Here is a 20,569-nt window from a genome sequence, read left to right as displayed (position 1 = left end):
TGACCTGCGATGTCAATATCAAATCTTGATAAATATAGAAAGGATTTGGACGCCCTCTTAGCGGAAGCCAGCAATGTTCAATACTCTCTGAATTTGGAAGCGTATGGTTACGCTGAATTCTTAAAGGCTTTGAAAAAGGATCACACCAAGGAGGAAGCGGACGCGTTCATCAAAGGGCTAAAGCCGTTCAGTGCCGCATACCAGCATTGGTACTCTGAAGCGTTGCCACTCATAAGGCAGTTATTGCCTGATCGTGTTTCTGACTTCAGCCGCTTTTATGAAAAACCCAAGCCTAGAAAAGAAATCGATTTCGAAAACTATCGTATCGAGGATGCTTGCCAAGGACTTCGCGTGACCCTGAGGGGTGAGGTCCAAGCTGACCAGAAAGCAGCTATCCCATTGCTATCGCAACAGATTGCGATAGTCGACGCTATTAAACGGCGCTTTGAAAGCTCACTATTTGACATCAAACACCTAGTTCAGGCTGATCTGTATGACTCAGAACTCGACACTGCACGGGATCTGCTGAAAGCAGGATTCGCACGTGCTGCTGGTGCAGTTGCTGGCGTGGTGCTCGAAGGCCATCTCAAGCAAGTGTGCGATAATTCTAAGCTAGCTAAAAAGTCCGGCACAATTTCCGTTCTAAATGACGTCCTGAAGGCAGCTACGGTCATAGACCTCCCTCAATATCGGCATATCCAGTATCTAGGCGACATTCGAAACAAATGTGGGCACAAGAACACGACGGAGCCTACTGCTAGTGAGGTTCTCGACCTCATCGAAGGCGTTGAAAAGGTTATAAAAACGATCTTTTGAACGCGACTCGCTGGATGCTTGAACGCCGGAGGAGTGAGAGATGATCTCTGCAATGGTCGATGGACTGAAGCGGCAGCCTTTGAAGAAGGGCGAAACTACTGTGTGCCCTGGCTGCGGAGGTACCCTTCGAGCGGTCATTCCGCAGTTCAAAATAGCGCATTGGCGACATGAAAAAGGGGACTGCGACTCTTGGAGCGAACCCGAGGGCCCTTGGCATTTGGCTTGGAAGGCACTTTTTCGCCCTGAGTTCTGCGAGGTCTTCCTGCGGGATCAAATTTCCCAAGAGATCCATCGAGCGGACGTCCTGTGCCCTGGGTTGGATGGTAAAGGCGTGGTACTGGAACTTCAGCACTCTTCAATTAGCGAGGAGGAGCGGGAGGCTCGAGAGACATTTTATAAACTGGAACATCAGATGTTTTGGCTGCTAAATATGGATAGAACGTCGTCACTATCATTCAGCTTCGGAATCTCGACAGACTTCAATGATGCAAAGTCCATCATGCTGCATGATCGCAATTTCTATCCAATGACATGGATGGGCCGGGGCACGATCCTTGATAAGTGGAAGCAGTCGACCGCACACGTTTTCTTGAACCAAGGGCGGTTCGTTTATTACTTGGCCACCAACGCCTCATGCCGTACGTTGGTCGCTAGTCAGGGTAAGCATGAGTTTGCGTTGGCCAGGCTGACCATTAGACAGTTTCTGATGGCTGTTGCAGGGGAGGACATGGGCGCCCTGCGACCACCTGCGTAGGAGAGTCTGGCATTGATCGCTGATCTCCGTTCTTGAGCGGAGCTTGTGACTATCATCGGCCAGACGTCAACTGAATCATATCCCGTGCGCCAACATGTCCGTTGGACGCTGAAGCGGTGTCGACCATTGGAATAGGCGAGCTCGATTTGGAAAAACCTTAAATAAGTCCGAGAGGCGCTCAACCTCTACGCCTAGACACCAGAAATCGAGCACTCCCGGAACGTAAGTCTGCACCCTTCCGGATTAAACCTCAGTTATTTCTAGCTCCCCAAGCGTGATTTCTTATGTCTGGAACCACTCAACAAGCTCTTCAAGAGCACGCGGGTTGGTAGCATGGTTAATACTCTGAGTTGCTTGAGTCGTTGTGATAAAGCTCATTCGTGCTAAATCATTTTTTTGTATCCCGAGGCAAGATTCAATTGCTCCACTATCCCACACCCAAATATCTTGCTCGCGAAGTTTTCTAGCTAATCGCTTTACTTCAGATGCATTAGCGGAAGCCATACTTGTGAATGCCTGCTCAGGAGGGGTCGCAACGATGTCGCCGTTTACCCCGCGTTTCGTAGGGAATCCGTCAGTTCCTAAACCAAAACCTCCAGCCACGACATTCGTAGAGAACCAATCTTTGCACTTAATGAAATCTGGATCCGTGGACACTATCAAACCAAGCTGTGGTGCGACTTTAAATACATAATCTAAGTCAACAAGCGCTTTAGGTTTGTAGCCAACTCCTCTCAATATCTGAGTCATTGGCCAAGTGGATGAGCTGCTAGAACCCTCGATTATACAAGATTTGTCCTGCGCTAATGTTCGCCCGGTCACGGCCTTGTATATAACCGGTATCAGCATTCCCTCTGTTTTTCCTTCAATTACCAAAACTTTTTCGGAGAATAATAAGTATGTGGAGTTTTGAATGGAAAAAATGACGTTTGATTGATGAGTGTGAGTGGCTATTGCCTGTGCAGCGGTAGCAAGCTTCTCACGGGATACGGTTTGACCTGCTTGGTTTCGATATATCATCGAGGTATTAAGCACGTGGGTGTTTCCAAGCATCAGCGGCGAATGCGTAGAAAATATAACTTGAAAATTTTGATTGGATAGTAATTCCAATGAGTCCCGTAGTAGCTCGATTGCTTGCGGGTGTAAGTAAAGCTCAGGTTCGTCGATCAGCAGAACAGTGACGGCGCCTCGGCCATTGCTTTGGTTCACGTGCGAAGCCAGTAGCTTGATAAGAGCCATCTGCACTGTTCGTTGGGCTCCGTGCCCAAATGAAGTAAATGGCCTCTGATGTCCATGACTATCTGAAAGGGAAACTGTAGCGCCTTTTATGAGGTCCTCTAAAGAAGGGGTGGCTATGTCAAGGTGTAAACCGAGCCCAGGAAAAAACTCTGAAATGTGCGTCCCAGCATCAGATTCAAGTACCCCAAGCTCCGCCAAGCGTGTTGGGCCCGTAAGGTGGCCTCCAAGGGTTGCAAGATCTGCAAGCACTGTTTGTAATGCCGCAGCGTTATTCCTACGAATTTGCTCAATTGAATATTTCAGCAGTAAACCGATAGTGTTTTTTGCGGCAAATTTACCGATATCATCCGCGGCATCATCCATGGCCTCTATATAAAGCGGGTCGGGAAATAAAACACCGATAGCATTGTCTAGGCCAACGGGATTGGCAACCCATGCGCCGGTGGTAGTGTCCAAAACATCTACTTTGATTTGCGCCGCAGAAACGCTAGGAGCGTCCTGGCGTCTTCTGAAATGCAGTCTGCCTTCAGAGATATAGCGATTGACCTGACTCTGCTGGTTTACCGGAAGCAGTTCAATATTAACATCGCTAATGCATCCCTCGACAATGACGGGTTGTTCAACATCGTGGAACGCGTGCTCACTCAGAACTGATTTGCGTAGAAGCCAGCTAATTGCCCTCAAGATATTGGATTTTCCGGAATTGTTATAACCGATTATTGGATTAAATCCGCTAAGAGCTATTTCTAGTGACGCGCACGAACAGAAGTTTTTGATTGTTACAGCTTCTAACCGCATTATAAAATCCCTTTTCAAGTTTTTTTGACTTTTCAGTGCTGTGGCAGAAATCCTAAGCACTGGCTTCGCCGGCTCAAAGAACAGCCATCTGCGGTGTAGACGAGGAATCTGCACTCTGCAACTAAAACTCTTGAAAAATTTCATTATCCCTAGCGTGCGAGAGCCTTTACGTTTGCAAATGGGCTCAGCATGGTAAGCACATTACCTACACCGGTTCGTTCGAGGTGTAGTTCATACCTTGTCCTCTGCGTAGATAGAGGCCGATATAATCGCACCGCCCCAGCGCCGATGGCCGATACAGATCGGCACCGGGTTGCCGCTGGCCGTGGTGTTCTTGGCGCTGCCAAACGCATAGCTCGGCAAGTTATCCGGGGAACCGCTCTGGCGCAGGCCTGAAGCCTGTGGGCTTAGGATCTGGATAACTCCGCCGGCGGTCATCGGAACGCCTGCAGCGATCAGGTTCGGATTCTGTGAGTAGGCGCCAACCACGATCAGAACACCCCCAACACTGTTTGCAGAATCCCGGCACGCTTGGCGCCCGAGATAACCGGCACAATCCGGATCTCCCGCGCGCCGTTCATCCCGAAACCGTCCTCGCCGACGTTCTTGCGGTTTCGAAAGATGGCGAATCGCATCCCCAGGCGGGCCAGCCTGGCTACTTCTGCAGCGAAGCCGTCGACCGTATTTTTTCAGCGCTTTGAACCCCTCATTCGCGCAACCGCTGTCCAGTTGGTAGTCCTTGTAGAGGAAGAACTTGCGCGCCAGCGATCCGGACAAGTAGATGCGGGTCGTACGGGCGGCAGTTCGAGCTGGATAAATGAGTCCAGTCCTATCTCGATTCCGGGCACTTGAGAGAAGTCAAAAAAGGAGGCAAATGTGGATCGCCGTGAGTTGGCCGAACAGTTGAAAACAATCCAGGCCCCCGCCGACAGCTACGCCATCGGCGAAATCAACGACGAGGCGCTCTGCCTGGTCGAAGAAAACGGGGGCTGGTCGATCTTCTACAGTGAGCGCGGATTGCGCACCGAAGAGCAGCGCTTCAGTGACGTAAACAGTGCTTGTGAAGCCTTTTTGCAGCGCCTGAATCACATGCTTGGCATCCGCTGAGTCAGCGAAGATCGGACCGCGGCTACGCAACGATCCTACATCTACCTACCCCGGCGGCTAGACAACGAACTTGCTCACCAACCCCTGCAGATGCACACCCAACCGCGCCAGCTCAACGCTTGAAGCTGCTGTCTGTTCACTCGCGGAAGCGGTCTGTTCGGAGATGTCCCTCACACTTAGAACACTGCGGTTTATCTCTTCAGCCACGGCGCTTTGCTCTTCAGCGGAGGCGGCGATTTGCTGGTTCATCGACTCGATGGTTGAAATTGAGCGACTAATGTTGCCGATCGAAGCCCCTGCATCCCGCGCCAGCTCCACGCTGTTGTCAGTCAAGAGGCGACTGTTTTCCAGGGTGGTCGCAACCTGTGCGGTTCGGCTGTGCAGACCACCAATCAACGTCGCAATTTCTTCGGTCGACGCCTGGGTGCGCTGCGCAAGACTTCTTACTTCATCCGCTACAACCGCAAAACCTCGTCCGGCTTCGCCAGCCCGCGCGGCTTCAATGGCCGCATTGAGTGCCAGCAAGTTGGTTTGCTCGGCGACCGCCTTGATCACGTCAAGCACGCCGCCGATCTTGTTGCTCTCTTGCTTGAGCTCATCCATGGCGATTTTCGAATGACCCACTTCGGTTGCGAGCTTTTCGATCTGGAGCACTGCCTTGGCCACAACTGCGTCGCCATCGCGGGCTTCTTTCGAGGCGCTGACCGCCGCATCTGACGCCTGCTCTGCGTTCCTGGCGACTTCCTGAACAGTAGCGGCCATTTCATTCATGGCTGTGGCGACCTGATCAGTTTCGGTTCGCTGGCTGTTAACGCCCGCGCTGGTCTGCTCGGTCACCGCCGACAACTGTTCGGCAGCGCTCGCGATCTGAGTGACGCTATCACGCAGGCCACCAATCAATTGCCGCAGGTTGGTGGTCATTCTGTGCATGCTGGTCTGCAGCAGGCCAAGCTCGTCTCGCCTTTGCGTTACTTCGCTGTAGGTCAGATCGCCGTTGGCGACCCGATCAGCCAATTGCAGCGCTTCGCGAAGCGGACCCACGATGAGGCGAGTGATGACCCATGCAGCCAGTGCGCTGATGATGAGCGCAATGCTGAGCCATATGATCAACATCTTGTTGGCTTGACCCACGTCCTCAATACGCAGCGAGACCTGGTTCTGTGCCAACTGATCGGCGGAGGCCAGCAGGACTTCGATGTTTTTCGTGATACCTGCTTGTCCCTGGTTGATCGCGACCTGTGCTTCTGAAAACTGAGCAATGGCGGCCTGGTATTTACTCAGTGAAGCCTGGAGGCCCTTGATGGCATCAGGTTGAAATCCGGCGGCTTGCAGGGATTGGACGTTGTTCATGACTGCGGCGATTGAAGCGATCGCCAGCTGCTGCGCGTCAGGCTTGAGCGTGAAGGTGTACCCCCGCACATCAAAGCGCATTTTCTGAAAAAGCGTCAGTGCTTGCCCGATTGCATCTCGCTGTGCGGACGTGCCCTCTGGCGAATTGGAGAGGGTGGCTAAACGTAGCAGCACCTCCAATGCCTCATCGGCGGCGCTGCCAGACACGGCTCGACTCGCTTCGCGAGTACGGGTCGCATTGATGATGTCGTTGTAAAAACCCTTGTAGACCGTCATCGCGGCCGTCGCGGTTTTTACATGGGGGATATTGAGCTCGGAATCCAGGATCTCGCGCAAATACGCCAAATGAGCGTCCAGGTTGTCGTAGGCTTTTAGCCAAGTGGCAGCGTTGGCGTCGTCGGAATTCTGTCCGTAGACCAGCCGGGCGATGCGCATGTCCCGGGTCAGGGTTGTGAGCTTCGCAATATCAGACACGCGTTCGCTTCGCTCACTGAGTGAGGAGATTCCTGTCCAACCCGTGAGGGCGATAAGGACAGTAAATATGATCACCAGGGTGAAGCCGAGTACGAGCTTTGACCTGACGGTCATATTGATCAAGATATTCTTTAGCATGGCGCCCTCTGAAAGTTATAGGTATTCACATAGGAGAGGGCTACTCCATGCCATTCCTACCGCCTTAAACTTCGGCTCGCCACAACTAAACTTTAGGGAAATATCGTTCCTTTCATACACTTTTCTACTTAATGCTCTACTTGCATCGGCGAAACTATCACACATAAAAAGTTCAAATTATTTGCCGTTTCTTTGTGAGTCCGATAGACGGTTACACTGACCTGAGGCGTTGGATCCACATGGGCTCTGGCGGTTTGGACTGATGCCTGGCCCAAGTCAGGAGCGCAAGGGTCGCGCCTCTCAGGGCTGATGAGTTAGGAACTTCTCCACTCGGTGGATGGACCAGGTTAAGCCAGACACGAAAAACACCTACTGTTTTTAGTCAGTGTGAGTACTGCTAAGCACATGGCAACTTTGAGTTTAAAAATTTAGTGCCGCGAGCGTTGAACAAATCAGTCCTCACACGGGTCGCTTTTAGTTGATCTCACCTTAACTTCCGCGAGGCTTCTACCGTTCAGACTCATCACCTGGCAATCGCAAGAACCCGGAGCACTTACTCCAGCAAACCGGCGGCCTGAACCAACTTCAGCCCCCATTCCACTCGTTCGGGAATGGCTTGGATCAACTGCTCCCGGTCTCCACCCAGCAGCGCTCTGAGCTGATGGGGCGCGAACACCAAGTCGATGAATTGAAGGGCCAGCGCATCAGGATCCGAGGGCTGGTCTAGGCCCGCCATGATGGCGGAGCGCACTCTGGTGAAGCCGCCTTCCCACCCAATGCGGTTCACTTCGGCCGCCAGAAGTGGGGTCCGACTGGAAGTAGCGATCACCAGTCGCATCATTGCCAGGGTATCGGGTTGCAGCGCATGTTCGAGGATGCCCTGGCCCACATGCCTCAAGCGGCCTTCGAGCGGAAGCGCGGGAATCGCCTCGGCAGGCGCCAATAAGGTAGCGACGTGGCGCCGCACTACGGCTTCGAACAATGCCTCTTTATTGGCATAGCGCGCATAGAGGGTGGCTTTGCTGGCGCCGGCCGCCCGGGCGATGTCTTCGCATGAGGTGCCTTCGACGCCCTTGGCCAAAAAGCGCTGCAGCGCAGCGTCCAGCAAGCGACGCTCGGCCTCGCCCGCCTGGCTTTGCCTGGGCCTGCCGCCTTTGGATTTGGTCGTGATCAACGTCATGGCCGGCAACTTACCTACCTCTTGTTTGCACGTCAACTAAACGGTAACGTTCAGTTAAATCGACGCAGGCATGCGCCGTCCTTTACCCTTTTAAACTGACCAGGAAGGCGCTTTGTGGATCATACGACTGCTTTACCCATTGTGGTGGCTGGCGCCTCAGGAGACTTGGGCCAACGCGTAGTCCGGGCGCTGGTTAAGCGCGGCGCCCATGTCATCGCGCTGGTTAGGCCAGGCACTGAACAAGCCCGGCTGACGGGTCTGCGCAGCAGCGGCGTCACCGTCACGCCCGTTTCCCTGGATGACGCTCAAGGCCTGCGCGGTGCCATTGCCGGCTCAGGTTGCGTGGTGTCCACGCTCAACGGCCTGGAAGCGGTAATCATCGAGCAGCAAGGCAGGCTGTTGCAGGCCGCTGTTGCCGCTGGGGTTCCCAGGTTTATTCCCTCGGATTACTCACTCGACTACACCCGCACCCGTCCTGGGGAGAACCGCAACCTGGACCTTCGCCGACGCTTCGCCACCCGTCTCGATACAGCCGACATCGCCGTCACCTCAATCCTCAACGGTGGTTTTCTGGAGCTGCTCGAAGGCGACGCGCCTATTGTGCTCCCCGGCCGCCAAGTGCTGCATTTCGGCGACGCGCAACAGCTGCTGGACTTCACTGCCAAGGACGACGTAGCCGCATTCACCGCCGATGCCGCGCTCGATCACAACACGCCGCGTTTCCTGCGCATTGCCGGCAACAGCGTCTCCCCCGCGCAGATTGCCAACATCCTCACCGCGCTGACCGGGCAGCGCTACCGCACATTGCGCCCGGGGAATATCGGCACGCTGTCCGCCCTGATCTACATGGTGCGTGCGCTCACGCCTGCCAGTGACAAGCCCTTCCCCGCCTGGCAAGGCATGCAGTACCTGCGAGACATGATGAGTGGGCGCGGCAAGCTGCTCAGTCTGGACAACGACCGTTATGGCCAACGTGAATGGGCATCCGTCCGTGACACATTGGCCCGTACTCATGTGCAAGGGATCAAGCAATGACACACCCTATCGAATCGTTTCCTCTTCAAATTCCCCAGGCGCAACTCGACGATCTGGCCCAGCGCCTGGCGCAAACCCGCTGGCCTGACCCGGAAACCGTCTCCGACAACAGCCAGGGGCCACGGCTTGAACGCCTTCGCGCGCTGGTCGAACGCTGGCGCAACGGTTATGACTGGCGCGCGACTGAAGCGCAGCTCAACCAATGGAACAGCAGCCGGACCGAGATCGACGGTCTTGGCATTCACTTTCTTCACATACGCTCGCCTCACCCTGACGCCCTGCCCTTGCTGATGACCCACGGCTGGCCTGGCTCCATTCTGGAGTTCAGGGCGATGGTCGGGCCACTTACCGACCCGACCGCCCATGGCGGCGACGCCAGCGATGCATTCCATTTGGTGATCCCCGCGCTTCCAGGGTTTGGTTTCAGTGATAAACCACGTTCACCCGGCTGGGGCGTAGGCAAGACCGCTTCGGCCTGGGCGCAATTGATGGACCGCTTGGGATATGGCCAGCGCTGGGCCGCCCAGGGTGGGGATTGGGGCGCGGCAGTGACCACCGCCCTTGGGCACATGCGTCCGCCTGGCCTGATCGGTATTCACCTGAATATGGTGATGTACCAACCCACTGAAAATGAAATCGCGCAGGCCACCCCTGAAGAGCAACGCATGCTGGCTGATGCGCAACGCTATGAGCGAGAGCTGTCCGGCTACATGAAGGTGCAAAGCACCCGGCCGCAGTCGATAGGCTTCGGCCTGGCAGATTCGCCCGTTGGCCTGGCGGCGTGGATTTACGCGCTGTTCCAGGATGCCTCCGACAGCGGCGCAGAGCCCGAGCGAGTCATTGAGGTCGATGCGTTGATCGACGACATCATGCTGTACTGGCTGCCCAATGCGGGACCCAGCTCGGTCCGGTTCTATTGGGAAGGAATGCGCGAAATGCAACAGCAAGGCCCTGCACGCGCCATACCCATCCCGGCAGGCGTGAGCATGTTCCCGGGCGAGCTGCTTCGCCTGTCCCGGCGCTGGGCAGAGGCGCGTTTCGACGACCTTCGATTCTTCGCTGAGGCCGAGCACGGTGGCCACTTCGCTGCGATGGAAAACCCGGCAACGCTCACCGAGCATGTGCGTGAGACCTTTCGCCTGCTCCGTTAATGTATCCGCCGCGCGCTGTCCGCTGTCACTGCCAGCCCGTCATCGTCCAATGCTCTGTCTAAAGCCGCGCCACCTGTCGCCGATACGCCTTACCTAGAGCGTCATTTTCATTTATTCGGACAGTCACACAGCAGTCCCGCAAGGAGCATATTCGGCATGATCGTCGGCATAGATCTCGGCACCACCAACAGTCTGGTCGCCGTATGGCGCGATGGCGGCACGCAACTGGTCAGCAATGCGCTGGGTGAACTGCTGACGCCCAGCGTCGTCGGGCTGGATGACGACGGACAGGTGTTGGTGGGCAAGGCAGCCCAGGAGCGTCTGCAAACTCATCCGGGCACAACCACGGCGCTGTTCAAGCGGCACATGGGCAGCGCGCATGAAGTGAAGCTCGGCGCGCGCAAATATCGCCCGGAAGAGCTGTCGGCGCTGGTGCTGAAAAGCCTGAAAGCAGACGTCGAGCGGGCGTTCGGCGAGCCGGTGACTGAAGCGGTAATCAGCGTGCCGGCGTATTTCAGCGATGCGCAGCGCAAGGCCACAAAAGTGGCCGGCGAGCTGGCGGGCCTGAAGGTCGAAAAACTCATCAATGAACCGACTGCGGCAGCGCTGGCCTACGGGCTGCATCAGAAAGAAGGCGAGACGTCGTTTCTGGTATTTGACCTGGGCGGAGGGACATTCGATGTGTCGATCCTGGAGCTGTTCGACGGTGTCATGGAAGTGCGCGCCAGCGCCGGGGATAACTTCCTCGGCGGCGAGGACTTCGACAACGTGCTGCTTGAGCATTTCGTGGCGCTGCACAAGCATGAGAGTGAATTTCCACCTGCATTAACCGTGAAGCAATCCCTTCGCCGCGAAGCCGAGCGCGTGCGTAAAGCGCTGGGGCAGGAAGCGAGTGTTGATTTCGTGCTGCGTCATGGCGATCGCGAGTGGCGCAAGCCAGTGACCCAGGAGCAACTGATCGAGCTCTACGCGCCCCTGCTGGACCGTCTGCGCGCCCCGATCGAACGAGCCCTGCGTGACGCGCGCATCCGTGTCGCCGATCTGGATGAAATCCTGCTGGTGGGCGGCACCACGCGCATGCCGCTGATCCGTAAACTGACGGCCAGCCTGTTCGGCCGCTTCCCGTCCATCACGCTCAACCCCGACGAGGTGGTCGCTCAAGGCGCAGCAATTCAGGCCGCCCTGAAAGCGCGCGACTCGGCGCTGGAGGAAGTGGTGCTGACGGATGTGTGCCCGTACACGCTGGGCATCGAGACGACCCAACGCATCGGCGAGCATTTCGAAAGCGGCCATTACCTGCCGATTATCGAGCGCAATACCGTCGTTCCGGTGAGCCGGGTCAGGACTGTCAGCACCCTCAGCGATCATCAGCAATTCGTCATTGTGAGGATCTTTCAGGGCGAGAGCCGCAAGGTGAAGGACAACGTGGCCCTGGGCGAACTCGAGATCAAGGTGCCTCGCCGCCCTGCCGGTGAAGTCGACCTGGACGTGCGGTTTACCTACGACAACAACGGCATTCTCGAAGCGGATGTGCGCATTCCGATGACCGGGGAAGCGCATACGCTGGTGATCGAAAACAACCCCGGCGTGCTGACGCCTGCCGAGATTCAGGAGCGCCTTAAAGCCCTCGACTCGTTGAAGACGCATCCTCGCGAGCAGCAAGTGAACACGCACATGACTGCAAAGCTCGAGCGCCTGTATCAGGAGTACCTGGGTGAGGCGCGCGAGATGGTCGGGGCATGGGCCAGCCAGTTTCAGCACGTGCTCGAAACCCAGGATGAACGGCAGATCAGCGAGGTGCGCAAGCGGCTCACCGAGCAGGTCGAACGCTTCGAGCGAGGGGAATGGTAAGCGCCATGAACCCTTGGACTTTGCTGGGCCTGAACGACGATGCCGATGAGCGGACCGTCAAACGTCAATACGCAAAACTGTTGAAGGTCACACGACCGGACGAGGATCCAGAGGCGTTTCAGCGCCTGCGGGAAGCCTACGAGCGAGCGCTCGATTGGTCACGAAATCGTGCCGACGAAGACGATGAGTTCGACTCGCCTGCGGTGACCATCGGCCAGGCATCGGCGCTCTCGGTCGAGACCGTAACGTCAGCGCACACTACGGCCGATCTGGTTCAGCCGGCACCGGATGCCGAAGCCATGGCGCGGCAGGCTGCACGCGTGCTGGTGGAAGAGACCACCGCAGAAAATCTGCCGCGCCAGCATCAGCGCGCTGTGGAACAAGGCTGCGATTTGCCCTTCCAGCAACGCGTGCTTGATCGGTGTCTGGAAGCAAATTCGTCTAACGGCGATTTGCTTGAAGCCGCTATCAACCAGCTGCAGTGGCTGACGCCCTGGCAGTCGTTACGCATCAGCGCAGACCGGGAAATCCAACTGACCCAGCGGCTGCTCGACAGCGAAGGCGCGCGGCTCGAACGCGCGCTGGCCGAAGGCAAAGAGCGCCAGTTTCTTGCGGCGTTGCAGGCGCTGGCTCAGCAGCCGTGGCTGGCCTCGCTGGAACGCCGCGATCAGCTGCAGCGCTGGGTCATGTTCTTTCTGCACAATCACAAAGGCTGGACGGCTGCGCTGTTCGACAGGGTCTGCGAGCTTTTTGGTTGGGACGACCGCAAGGGCGTGTTTCCCGAGCCGGAGTTTATCTGGCGGAATTTGATCGAACGATGCGAGAAGTACGCCTACATCGAACACTGGCAGCGCCTGCTGGCGGGCGGCAAGACTGACAGCGTCGAAGAGAAGGCAGCGCGGCTGGTGCTCCAGCCGGGGCGCAAGGTCGATCGGCTGCGACTGGCGAGATTCTGCAGCGCGGACGTGTGGATTGCCTGCGAGCGCCTGTGCTCGACGATCAACAATCGCTATCCGGAAATGCTCGACGTCTTCCCCGAGGCGGATCTGCAGAGCTGGCGAACCTTGCGGGTTGAGCCGATGAACCCGGCTGTCTGGATATGGATCGGCTGGGTACTTTTCACGGCCTTCTACGTGATTCCAGACCAGATGATGAAAGGCATTTCTGATGGCGTGGGAGTGGCGCTGACATTACTGCTGTTCCCGCTTTTCATGAGTTTCCTGTCCGAGATTGCCATGCGCGGCTGGCGCCCGGTGTGCCTGGCAATCGAAGACGCAGATGAATGGCTCAGCGACCTGCTGCTTCCGGAGTGGCTGCATTGGCCGGCGTCGCAGGCACTCCTGATTCGGCACGGCGTGCCGCTGGTGCTGACCGGGATGTTGATCTCGTCTCAAGGCCTTGCCCCTGGGATGTGTTACACGCTGCTGATGCTGGCCTGGATCTTTCTGTCGCCCTATCGCCACCCGCAGATTTACGCCCCTATTCGCGAAGCGGTGAGGACATTCCTGCACGTAAACGCGCGCAAAATATTCCTGTCGATCATCGTCATCGCGGCCTCTGCGATCTATTTCAGTCTCTACCCGCTGGCACCGAAGCCGGTGCCGACCTCCAGCTCCGGACAAGTTGCGAAAGCGCTGCCCGGCCAGCTTGATTGCAGCAGCGAGCAGGCAATGGATTTGATGGACAAGGAGTGCAGAAACGCGGTGCTGCCTGAGCGTTGCGCGAACTATTCGCGAGAGCAGAAGATCAGCCAGTGCTGGCGGCTTCGAACCCGGTTGCAGCGTGAACTGGACAGTCAGGCGTCGCCCGGCCATTAGTCTGGACTGGCCAGCGCATTCGACATGGAGTACATGTGTCGGACGCTCTGGCTCGCTGATTCCAGCCCGTCACGATTTCTAAGACGCCGGGTTGATCAGGGGAACAATGAGCGCTGAGGGAGCTCACACCTCTTGCCTTTGAACCGTCCTGTTGGTGACCCCTCTATGGAACACGTACTTCCGGAAGCCTGGCTGAACGCATTGCCGTTGCCCTGGCTCAACACCCTCGTGGCCGCCGCCGTCGCGATCGGCATCGCACTGTTGGGACGCTGGATTGCGCTGGTCTTGCTCCGCCGCGTCGCGAAATCCTTCGTCTTCGCCCAGCAGCTCCTCCATCGCGCCGAGCCGCCGACCTTGTGGCTGATCCCGCTGCTGGCCCTGCAAACCGTCTGGACCTCCGCCCCCGATGATCTGATGTTGATCAACGGCGTGCGGCATCTGAACGGCATGCTGGTGGTGGCCGGGTTCACCTGGCTGGCGCTGAGTTGCGTGAAGGCCATCGGCGAAGCGGTCGCGATCCGAAACCCGCTGGACATCGAAGACAATCTCCAGGCCCGCCGCATCCAGACCCAAGTGCGGGTGCTGGTGCGCTGCCTGAATGTGCTGGTGCTGTTGTTCGGCACCGGATTGATTCTGATGAGCTTCCCGCCGGTGCGACAGATCGGCACGAGTCTGCTGGCATCGGCAGGGCTCGCAGGACTGGCCGCCGGTTTCGCCGCCAAGCCGGTGCTGGGCAACTTGATCGCAGGGCTGCAGATCGCAATCTCTCAGCCAATTCGCCTGGATGACGTTGTGATCGTTGAGGGTGAGTGGGGTCGCATCGAGGAGATCAGCGGCACGTACGTGGTGCTGAAGATCTGGGATGAACGGCGGATGGTGATTCCGCTGCAGTACTTCATCGAGAAGCCCTTCCAGAACTGGACCCGCAGCACGTCGAGCCTGATTGGCTCGGTGTTTTTGTGGGTGGATTACGCGTTGCCACTGGAGGAGTTGCGCGAAGAGGCGGAGCGCATCTGCAAGGAAATCCCGCACCTCTGGGATGGCCGCGTCTGCGTGTTGCAGGTCACGGACACCACCGATAAGGCGATGCAATTGCGGGTGTTGTTGAGCTCGGCGGATTCATCGCGCAGTTGGGATGCGCGATGCCACATGCGCGAGCGCTTGATCAGTTTCGTTGCCCGGCAATATCCGCAATGCCTGCCTCAGCTGCGTGCGGAGATGTCCTCGCGCACCGTGCAGCCGGAGCGCGAAGGCCACGAAGCGCCCACAGAAATCGCGCGCCAGCCGCCGGTGTGACGACAGGTAAAAGCAAGTTGCCCGGCCACCTCAGCGGTGGCCGGACCAGGCTCACTGCCCGCCGCTGAACATCACAAACTTGCCCATCATCATTGCGGCAAACTGTTGCGCCGGCATCTTCACGCCGTTGAAGTCCACCACGTCGTTGGCGTAATGCAGGCTGGAGACGATGTTGTCGCCCTCGACCTTGCCCACTTGCAACATGACCGCCATGCCACCCACCGATTCCGCTGCGCCCTGCGCCTGTTGCGCGATGGCGGCAGGGTCGGTCAGACCGGCAGACTTGGCACGCAGTGCGGCCAGGTCCTTGATCATCGGCTTGGAGAGCACCAGTTTGGCGTCAAGCTGAGTGAGCAACTGCTTGAGCAATTCCGCACCCGGCTGATCAAGCGCCGAAGGGTTGCCCAGGTCCATCGTCAGGCTGAACTGGCTCTCGCCGCTGGCTGTTTTCAGCGAAAGCTTCTCCAGCTCGATGTGCGGCTTGGCGCTCAGCAGTTTGCTGACCTCTGCCTGCACCAGCGCCTCATCAGCCGGGCTCAAATGCGGCGTGTAGGTTTCACCCATCGCTGCGGCGGCCTGGGCTTGAGGCTGAACTTTCTCCTGATAGATCTTCATCAGCGCCTGGGTTGACGCGATGTCGAAATTGCCGAACTTCCAGAGCATCTGCATGGCGCCGATGTCGCTGCCGTTGAAGCTGATGTTGCCGACGTCATAGGTCACCTGAGCATTCAGGTTGCCTTCCACTTCCTGCAACAGGCTGGTGTTGACGAAGTCCTTGAGCTGAATGGCCGGTTGGCCCGCCGCCTGGAATGTCGCCGAGGCGATTTTCGCGTCGGTATGACCCAGGTAGAAACCCGATTTGCCCTTGGTCCCACCGGTGTTGAAGGTGAAGTCCTTGAGCGTCAGGTGCACAGGGCCTTCTTCGGAAGTTGCGGTGACGTCGACGCTGCCCAGTACACCGTTGGCTTCGAGCTTCTGGCCGTCACCCGAGCCCGAGGCATTCAGGGTGAAACCGGAAAACTTGAACGCGCCGGTCTGATCGGTGAATTCAAACGGCAGCAACTCAACACGGCCCAATGCGGCGCGGTCGTAGCCCATGCTGAAGTGGCCGGTCAGCGGCGGCTGGCCGTTGGTCATGGCAAACCATTTTTCGGAGAAGGCGTTCTTTTCGATCTGCATGTTGCTGGCCGCCATTACCGGCAGCAGTTGCAGCGACTTTACGCGGCTCCAAGGCAATGGGCCGTGCTCGATGTTATCGACAAACAGCAGCTCGACCGGCTGACCGTCATTGAATTTGGGGTCCTGGATATTCAGCTTGTAGTGCGCAGTGCTGGTGAAAAAGTGGCGGTCCAGAGAAAGGAGCTCAACACTCGCCTTGCCTTCATGGCCGACAAACGCAGCTTGAAGCTGCTGATTGCCTTGCTGGATGGCGTCGTTGAGCGCGCCTTCCAGCCGTTTTCCGGTGTACCAGGCGCCTGCGGTGATAAGGACGCCCGCAACCACAATGACGCCTACGGCGATGTTGACTGATTTTTTCATGTGTCGACTCGAAGATGTCCGTTCTTGAAGAGAGGTCTTGCCTTCCTTGACCCCGGAGGGTTTCGGCGCCACACAAAGCGGCCGTGCAGCACCTTGCGCTGCCGAGAGCCCGGCGAGATTAGCACTTGGCGAGAACGTTTTGCAGCCGTTGCGCCTAGCCACGGCGTTCGCCGAAGCGTTAGGCTGGACGCCAATTTGCTAACGGGATCGATGAGATGAGCGAAGTGCAAAAGCCCAAGGGTCCGGTCAAAGCGGTGATCTTCGACATGGACGGCCTGCTGCTGGACACCGAAGGCATCTATACCGAGGTGACCGACACCATCGCCAAGCGGTATGGCAAGACGTTCGACTGGGCCGTGAAGCAGCATTCCATTGGCCGCGGCTCTCAGGATTTCGCCGAATACGTGATCAGCGCGCTCGAGCTGCCGATGTCTCCCGAGGAGTTCCTGACCGTTCGCCAACCGATGCTGGACGAGCGCTTCCCCCACGCAGTGCCGATGCGTGGCGCCGAGGCACTGGTGCGGCATCTTGCCGAGCACAACATTCCGATCGCGGTGGGCACCAGCTCATCCCTTCACTATTTCCACGCGAAGACGAGCAATCACCGCGCCTGGTTCGAGCTGTTCAAAGACGTGGTGACGGCGGATCACGCCGAAGTCACGGCGGCCAAGCCGGCGCCGGATATCTTCCTGGCTGCAGCGCGCCACCTGGGCGTGGACCCGAGGGATTGCATTGTGTTTGAGGACTCCCCTTTCGGCGTGACCGCTGCCAAGACTGCAGGGATGTACGCCGTGGCCGTGCCGGACTCGCACATGCCGATCGACCAGTACGCGCATGCGGACCTGATATTGGGTTCGCTGACGGAGTTTCCGCTGGAAGATTGGGGTTTGCCGGGGTTTGCCCGCTGATCACGCTATAGGTGTAGGAGCGCGCTTGCCCGCGATGAGGTTGGCACTTCTGCCAAATTTCCCGCGCTCGAAAAGGCGGCTTCGCGAGCAAGCTCACTCCCACAGGGACGGTGTTTGCTGCATGCCACCGGGCTCACGTTCGCGGCAATTGCGTGACATTTACGCTACACCCCAACCCTCAAATCCACCCCTAACGCCCGAGCGAACGCCTTGACCAGCGGGCTTCGTGGGGCGTTGTGTCTCAGGATGAGGTTGACGGGCGTGCGCAGGAAGATCAGGTCGGGGCGCAAGGCGCGGAGTAGGCCGTCGCGGATCAGATTGCGCGTGTAGTGCTCGGGGAGAAAGCCGATGAAGCGGCCGGTCATGATCATCATGGCCACCGCTTCTACCTGAGAGGCTGATGCGCACTGGCTGTCCGAATTAACAAAGCTCGCCTTGTCGCGATGGATCGCATAGCGATGATTCACGATGTCGAATGCGCGCAGGCTGTCGATGCCCAGGGTGCTTTCATCCGCCTCGAACAGCGGATGACCCACTGCGCAATACGCGTGGGAGGTCTCTTCGTACAGCTCGAAATAATCAAACTCTTCGCGCCGCTGATACACCGGCACGATGCCAAGACTCACGCGCCCTTCGACCATTGCGCGCTCGACTTCATCCAGTTGGGACGCTTGCAGTCGCAGTCTGACTTTGGGCGCTTCATCGTGCATTACTCTAAGCGCGGCAATGAGCGGCGAACTTTTATCGGTCAGGGTGTTATCAATTACGCCGACACTCAAATCGCCAATCAACTCATTCTGCGCTGAACTAATCCGGTCGCGAAAACTGTCCACCGAGGCGAACAGTTCGATAGCCGCCTGATAGACAAGCTTGCCCTCTTCAGTGAGATGAAACCCTTCCCGGCCTCGTGTACAGAGGCGCATGCCGATACGAATTTCGAGGTCGGAAATCTGCTTGCTGATGGCTGCAAGGCCCACGTTCAGCTCGTTCTGGGCGGCGCTGAAGCCACCCGCCTCCACAACGGCCTGAAACACCCGCAACAGCTTGAAGTCCATTCCGCTGAGAGTAAGAGGGGGGCGTATTCCCGGTTTAGGCGGCACGTTTCCAGAATTGGAAAGTGGAGTTTCCATAATGCTTATTGACCTCGCCTATTGGATTCAACAGGCTCTGACTCACAACAAATACGTGCCCGGTTGATAATAATGAACACAGAAAAACCTGATTGGCAACCGCGCACGCGGCACTTCGCTACATAGGCCGAAAGCGGATCCAACATTAAATAACCTGACACTTTGATCAGGACTTTAAATTCGTAACTGCCCTCTATCCAGGACGGTTCCATGCTGCAGCGGCGGGCCTGCGTTGCGGCGGAGGCTGGGTAGGGTTGCCCAGATCAGGCAGGCGCGGTCTGCACACAGCTTCGGAGAGACACATGAATCAGAATCAGGCGGAGCAGCTGCAAGCCGAGCGCAGAAAGACCGAAAACGCGTTCGACATCACCCAGTACGAACACGTCCCACGCCGCTATTACGGGCGCATATTCTTCGCGACCCTGATTATTGTTGCACTCGCCGGCCTGGCCCGTGCGTTTGCCAACGGGCAGATCGAGTGGAGTTACATCGGCCAGTTCCTGACTTCTGAGGCCATTCTGTGGGGACTGCTGAACACGATCGTCATGTCGATTCTGGCGATGGTGCTCGGGGTGGTGATCGGCGTGGTCACGGCCATCATGCGCATGTCGGCGAACCCGATTTTGCGTTACGTCGCGATCACCTACACCTGGCTGTTTCGCGGCACGCCGTTGATTCTGCAGTTGCTGCTGTGGTTTAACCTGGCGCTTATCTTCCCGGTCATCGGCATTCCCGGCGTGTTCGAGATCGACACGGTCAGCCTGATGACACCCTTCGTTGCCGCACTGCTGGGCCTGAGCATCAATCAGGGCGCGTACACCGCTGAGGTCGTGCGCGCAGGCTTGTTGTCCGTGGACACCGGTCAGTACGAAGCCGCCAAGTCCATCGGCATGCCGCGTCTGCAGGCACTGCGCCGGGTGATCCTGCCCCAGGCGATGCGCGTAATCATCCCGCCGGTTGGCAACGAATTCATCAGCATGGTGAAGATGACCAGCCTCGCCAGCGTCATCCAGTATTCCGAATTACTGCACAACGCGCAGAACATCTACTACGCCAACGCCCGGGTCATGGAGTTGCTGATCGTCGCGGGCATTTGGTACCTGGCAGTGGTGACGGTCCTGTCGTTCGGCCAAAGCCGGCTGGAGCTGCGTTTTGCCCGCGGCGCCGGCAAGCGTTCGTAAGTCAGGCCCAGGAGAGTGAACATGAGAAACATCGTCAAAGCCGTCGGCCTGAACAAATACTACGATCAGTTCCACGCCCTCAAAGACGTCAGCATTGAAGTCGAACAAGGTGAAGTCCTGTGCATCATCGGGCCCTCGGGCTCGGGCAAGAGCACCCTGCTGAGGTGCGTTAATCAGCTCGAAAAAATCGACAAGGGCGGTTTATGGGTCGACGGCGAACTGGTGGGCTACCGCATCGTCGGCAACAAACTGCACGAACTGACGGATGCTCAGATTGCCCGTCAGCGTTTGAGCACCGGCATGGTGTTTCAGCGCTTCAATCTCTTCCCGCACATGACCGCCTTGCAGAACGTAATTGAAGGCCCGATCCAGGTGCTCAAGCGCTCGCCCAAAGAGGCGAACGAAGAAGCCACCGAGCTACTGGCCCGCGTCGGACTGGCGGACAAGCGCCACTCCTATCCCGTCGAGCTCTCCGGCGGCCAGCAACAGCGGGTCGCCATCGCTCGCGCATTGGCGATGCGGCCCAAGCTGATGCTGTTCGACGAACCCACTTCTGCCCTTGATCCGGAGTTGGTGGGTGAAGTGCTGTCGGTCATGCGTGACCTGGCGCACAGCGGCATGACCATGATCGTGGTGACACACGAACTGGGCTTTGCCCGCGAAGTTTCCAACCGGATGGTGTTCATGGACGGCGGCCAGATTGTGGAGGCCGGCACCCCGGAAGACATTCTAATAAGCCCACAAAACCCTAGAACCCAAAGCTTCATTTCTGCCGTTCGCACTTAAACCAGAACAAACGAGAACG

General features: G+C 57.5%; 16 protein-coding genes and 2 pseudogenes. 11 read left to right on the top strand and 7 right to left on the bottom strand.

Annotated elements, in window-relative coordinates; all coding sequences use genetic code 11:
* The first annotated feature begins 9 nt into the window (after positions 1-9).
* Together AC3ISG_RS00675 and AC3ISG_RS00670 are read left to right on the top strand one after the other, a co-directional pair.
* The gene (locus tag AC3ISG_RS00675) at positions 10-816 is read left to right on the top strand and encodes a hypothetical protein (protein WP_489298292.1); all 807 of its coding nucleotides are present in this window, start codon (positions 10-12) and stop codon (positions 814-816) included.
* Positions 817-856: 40 nt separating this feature from the next.
* Positions 857-1,570 (top strand): competence protein CoiA, encoded by a 714-nt coding sequence (locus AC3ISG_RS00670; protein WP_489298291.1) that lies wholly within the window; start codon positions 857-859, stop codon positions 1,568-1,570.
* Positions 1,571-1,852: 282 nt separating this feature from the next.
* Here the strand turns inward: AC3ISG_RS00670 and AC3ISG_RS00665 are convergent, their stop codons facing one another.
* Positions 1,853-3,607, bottom strand: a complete 1,755-nt coding sequence (locus tag AC3ISG_RS00665; protein ID WP_489298290.1) for an ATP-dependent nuclease — start codon at positions 3,605-3,607, stop codon at positions 1,853-1,855.
* A gap of 231 nt (positions 3,608-3,838) precedes the next feature.
* Positions 3,839-4,426 (bottom strand): annotated as a pseudogene (locus tag AC3ISG_RS00660) (tail assembly protein).
* Positions 4,427-4,483: 57 nt separating this feature from the next.
* Here AC3ISG_RS00660 and AC3ISG_RS00655 point away from each other — a divergent pair.
* A complete protein-coding gene (locus tag AC3ISG_RS00655; RefSeq protein ID WP_489298289.1) occupies positions 4,484-4,714 on the top strand; it encodes a hypothetical protein in 231 nt (76 codons plus the stop codon).
* Between the two features lie 57 nt (positions 4,715-4,771).
* Here the strand turns inward: AC3ISG_RS00655 and AC3ISG_RS00650 are convergent, their stop codons facing one another.
* The 3 genes and pseudogenes from AC3ISG_RS00650 to AC3ISG_RS00640 all read right to left on the bottom strand — a co-directional run bounded on the left by AC3ISG_RS00650 (position 4,772) and on the right by AC3ISG_RS00640 (position 7,856).
* Positions 4,772-5,485, bottom strand: coding sequence for a methyl-accepting chemotaxis protein (locus AC3ISG_RS00650; protein ID WP_446731160.1), 714 nt, complete (start codon positions 5,483-5,485; stop codon positions 4,772-4,774).
* A 141-nt stretch (positions 5,486-5,626) separates the two neighbouring features.
* Positions 5,627-6,652 (bottom strand): annotated as a pseudogene (locus AC3ISG_RS00645) (methyl-accepting chemotaxis protein); the annotation flags it as partial.
* A gap of 577 nt (positions 6,653-7,229) precedes the next feature.
* Positions 7,230-7,856 (bottom strand): TetR/AcrR family transcriptional regulator, encoded by a 627-nt coding sequence (locus AC3ISG_RS00640; RefSeq protein WP_489298288.1) that lies wholly within the window; start codon positions 7,854-7,856, stop codon positions 7,230-7,232.
* Positions 7,857-7,970: 114 nt separating this feature from the next.
* Here AC3ISG_RS00640 and AC3ISG_RS00635 point away from each other — a divergent pair, with 114 nt between their 5' ends.
* From AC3ISG_RS00635 to AC3ISG_RS00615, 5 genes are all read left to right on the top strand, one after another.
* Positions 7,971-8,891 carry an NmrA family NAD(P)-binding protein gene (locus AC3ISG_RS00635; RefSeq protein ID WP_489298287.1) on the top strand — a complete coding sequence of 307 codons (921 nt, stop codon included), beginning with the start codon at positions 7,971-7,973 and terminating at the stop codon, positions 8,889-8,891.
* Entirely contained in the window at positions 8,888-10,042 is a 1,155-nt protein-coding gene (locus AC3ISG_RS00630; protein WP_489298286.1) for an epoxide hydrolase family protein, read from the top strand. The genes AC3ISG_RS00635 and AC3ISG_RS00630 overlap by 4 nt, the downstream gene beginning before the upstream one ends.
* Before the next feature lie 156 nt (positions 10,043-10,198).
* Positions 10,199-11,893, top strand: coding sequence for a molecular chaperone HscC (locus AC3ISG_RS00625; protein ID WP_489298285.1), 1,695 nt, complete (start codon positions 10,199-10,201; stop codon positions 11,891-11,893).
* A 5-nt stretch (positions 11,894-11,898) separates the two neighbouring features.
* Positions 11,899-13,710, top strand: a complete 1,812-nt coding sequence (locus AC3ISG_RS00620) for a J domain-containing protein (protein ID WP_489298284.1) — start codon at positions 11,899-11,901, stop codon at positions 13,708-13,710.
* A gap of 165 nt (positions 13,711-13,875) precedes the next feature.
* Positions 13,876-15,006: a mechanosensitive ion channel family protein gene (locus tag AC3ISG_RS00615; protein ID WP_122536723.1), complete on the top strand. Its 1,131-nt coding sequence runs from the start codon at positions 13,876-13,878 to the stop codon at positions 15,004-15,006.
* 51 nt (positions 15,007-15,057) lie between these two features.
* On the opposite strand, the gene AC3ISG_RS00610 is transcribed toward AC3ISG_RS00615, so the two are convergent.
* Positions 15,058-16,545 carry a YdgA family protein gene (locus AC3ISG_RS00610; protein WP_122536722.1) on the bottom strand — a complete coding sequence of 496 codons (1,488 nt, stop codon included), beginning with the start codon at positions 16,543-16,545 and terminating at the stop codon, positions 15,058-15,060.
* A gap of 215 nt (positions 16,546-16,760) precedes the next feature.
* On the opposite strand from AC3ISG_RS00610, the gene AC3ISG_RS00605 reads away from it, so the two are divergent.
* Positions 16,761-17,453, top strand: coding sequence for an HAD-IA family hydrolase (locus tag AC3ISG_RS00605; protein WP_122536721.1), 693 nt, complete (start codon positions 16,761-16,763; stop codon positions 17,451-17,453).
* Positions 17,454-17,617: 164 nt separating this feature from the next.
* Here AC3ISG_RS00605 and AC3ISG_RS00600 read toward each other — a convergent pair whose 3' ends face one another.
* Entirely contained in the window at positions 17,618-18,583 is a 966-nt protein-coding gene (locus AC3ISG_RS00600) for a LysR family transcriptional regulator (protein WP_489298283.1), read from the bottom strand.
* 302 nt (positions 18,584-18,885) lie between these two features.
* On the opposite strand from AC3ISG_RS00600, the gene AC3ISG_RS00595 reads away from it, so the two are divergent.
* Together AC3ISG_RS00595 and AC3ISG_RS00590 are read left to right on the top strand one after the other, a co-directional pair.
* Complete coding sequence (locus AC3ISG_RS00595; RefSeq protein ID WP_489298282.1) at positions 18,886-19,764, top strand: amino acid ABC transporter permease; 879 nt, start codon at positions 18,886-18,888, stop codon at positions 19,762-19,764.
* A gap of 21 nt (positions 19,765-19,785) precedes the next feature.
* Entirely contained in the window at positions 19,786-20,550 is a 765-nt protein-coding gene (locus AC3ISG_RS00590) for an amino acid ABC transporter ATP-binding protein (RefSeq protein ID WP_065990920.1), read from the top strand.
* The last annotated feature ends 19 nt before the right edge of the window (positions 20,551-20,569 follow it).

It is taken from the genome of Pseudomonas sp. GL_135 (assembly GCF_057834665.1).
Note: the sequence above shows the minus strand (reverse complement) of the source record. Positions and strands in the feature narration are given on the sequence as shown.

What these genes read in the sequence shown, in the direction of transcription:
- AC3ISG_RS00675 (WP_489298292.1), top strand. Translation starts at nt 10, where the DNA reads ATGTCAATATCAAATCTTGATAAATATAGAAAGGATTTGGACGCCCTC.
- AC3ISG_RS00670 (WP_489298291.1), top strand. Translation starts at nt 857, where the DNA reads ATGATCTCTGCAATGGTCGATGGACTGAAGCGGCAGCCTTTGAAGAAG.
- AC3ISG_RS00665 (WP_489298290.1), bottom strand. Translation starts at nt 3,607, where the DNA reads ATGCGGTTAGAAGCTGTAACAATCAAAAACTTCTGTTCGTGCGCGTCA.
- AC3ISG_RS00650 (WP_446731160.1), bottom strand. Translation starts at nt 5,485, where the DNA reads ATGAATGAAATGGCCGCTACTGTTCAGGAAGTCGCCAGGAACGCAGAG.
- AC3ISG_RS00640 (WP_489298288.1), bottom strand. Translation starts at nt 7,856, where the DNA reads ATGACGTTGATCACGACCAAATCCAAAGGCGGCAGGCCCAGGCAAAGC.
- AC3ISG_RS00630 (WP_489298286.1), top strand. Translation starts at nt 8,888, where the DNA reads ATGACACACCCTATCGAATCGTTTCCTCTTCAAATTCCCCAGGCGCAA.
- AC3ISG_RS00625 (WP_489298285.1), top strand. Translation starts at nt 10,199, where the DNA reads ATGATCGTCGGCATAGATCTCGGCACCACCAACAGTCTGGTCGCCGTA.
- AC3ISG_RS00620 (WP_489298284.1), top strand. Translation starts at nt 11,899, where the DNA reads ATGAACCCTTGGACTTTGCTGGGCCTGAACGACGATGCCGATGAGCGG.
- AC3ISG_RS00615 (WP_122536723.1), top strand. Translation starts at nt 13,876, where the DNA reads ATGGAACACGTACTTCCGGAAGCCTGGCTGAACGCATTGCCGTTGCCC.
- AC3ISG_RS00610 (WP_122536722.1), bottom strand. Translation starts at nt 16,545, where the DNA reads ATGAAAAAATCAGTCAACATCGCCGTAGGCGTCATTGTGGTTGCGGGC.
- AC3ISG_RS00605 (WP_122536721.1), top strand. Translation starts at nt 16,761, where the DNA reads ATGAGCGAAGTGCAAAAGCCCAAGGGTCCGGTCAAAGCGGTGATCTTC.
- AC3ISG_RS00600 (WP_489298283.1), bottom strand. Translation starts at nt 18,583, where the DNA reads ATGGAAACTCCACTTTCCAATTCTGGAAACGTGCCGCCTAAACCGGGA.
- AC3ISG_RS00595 (WP_489298282.1), top strand. Translation starts at nt 18,886, where the DNA reads ATGAATCAGAATCAGGCGGAGCAGCTGCAAGCCGAGCGCAGAAAGACC.
- AC3ISG_RS00590 (WP_065990920.1), top strand. Translation starts at nt 19,786, where the DNA reads ATGAGAAACATCGTCAAAGCCGTCGGCCTGAACAAATACTACGATCAG.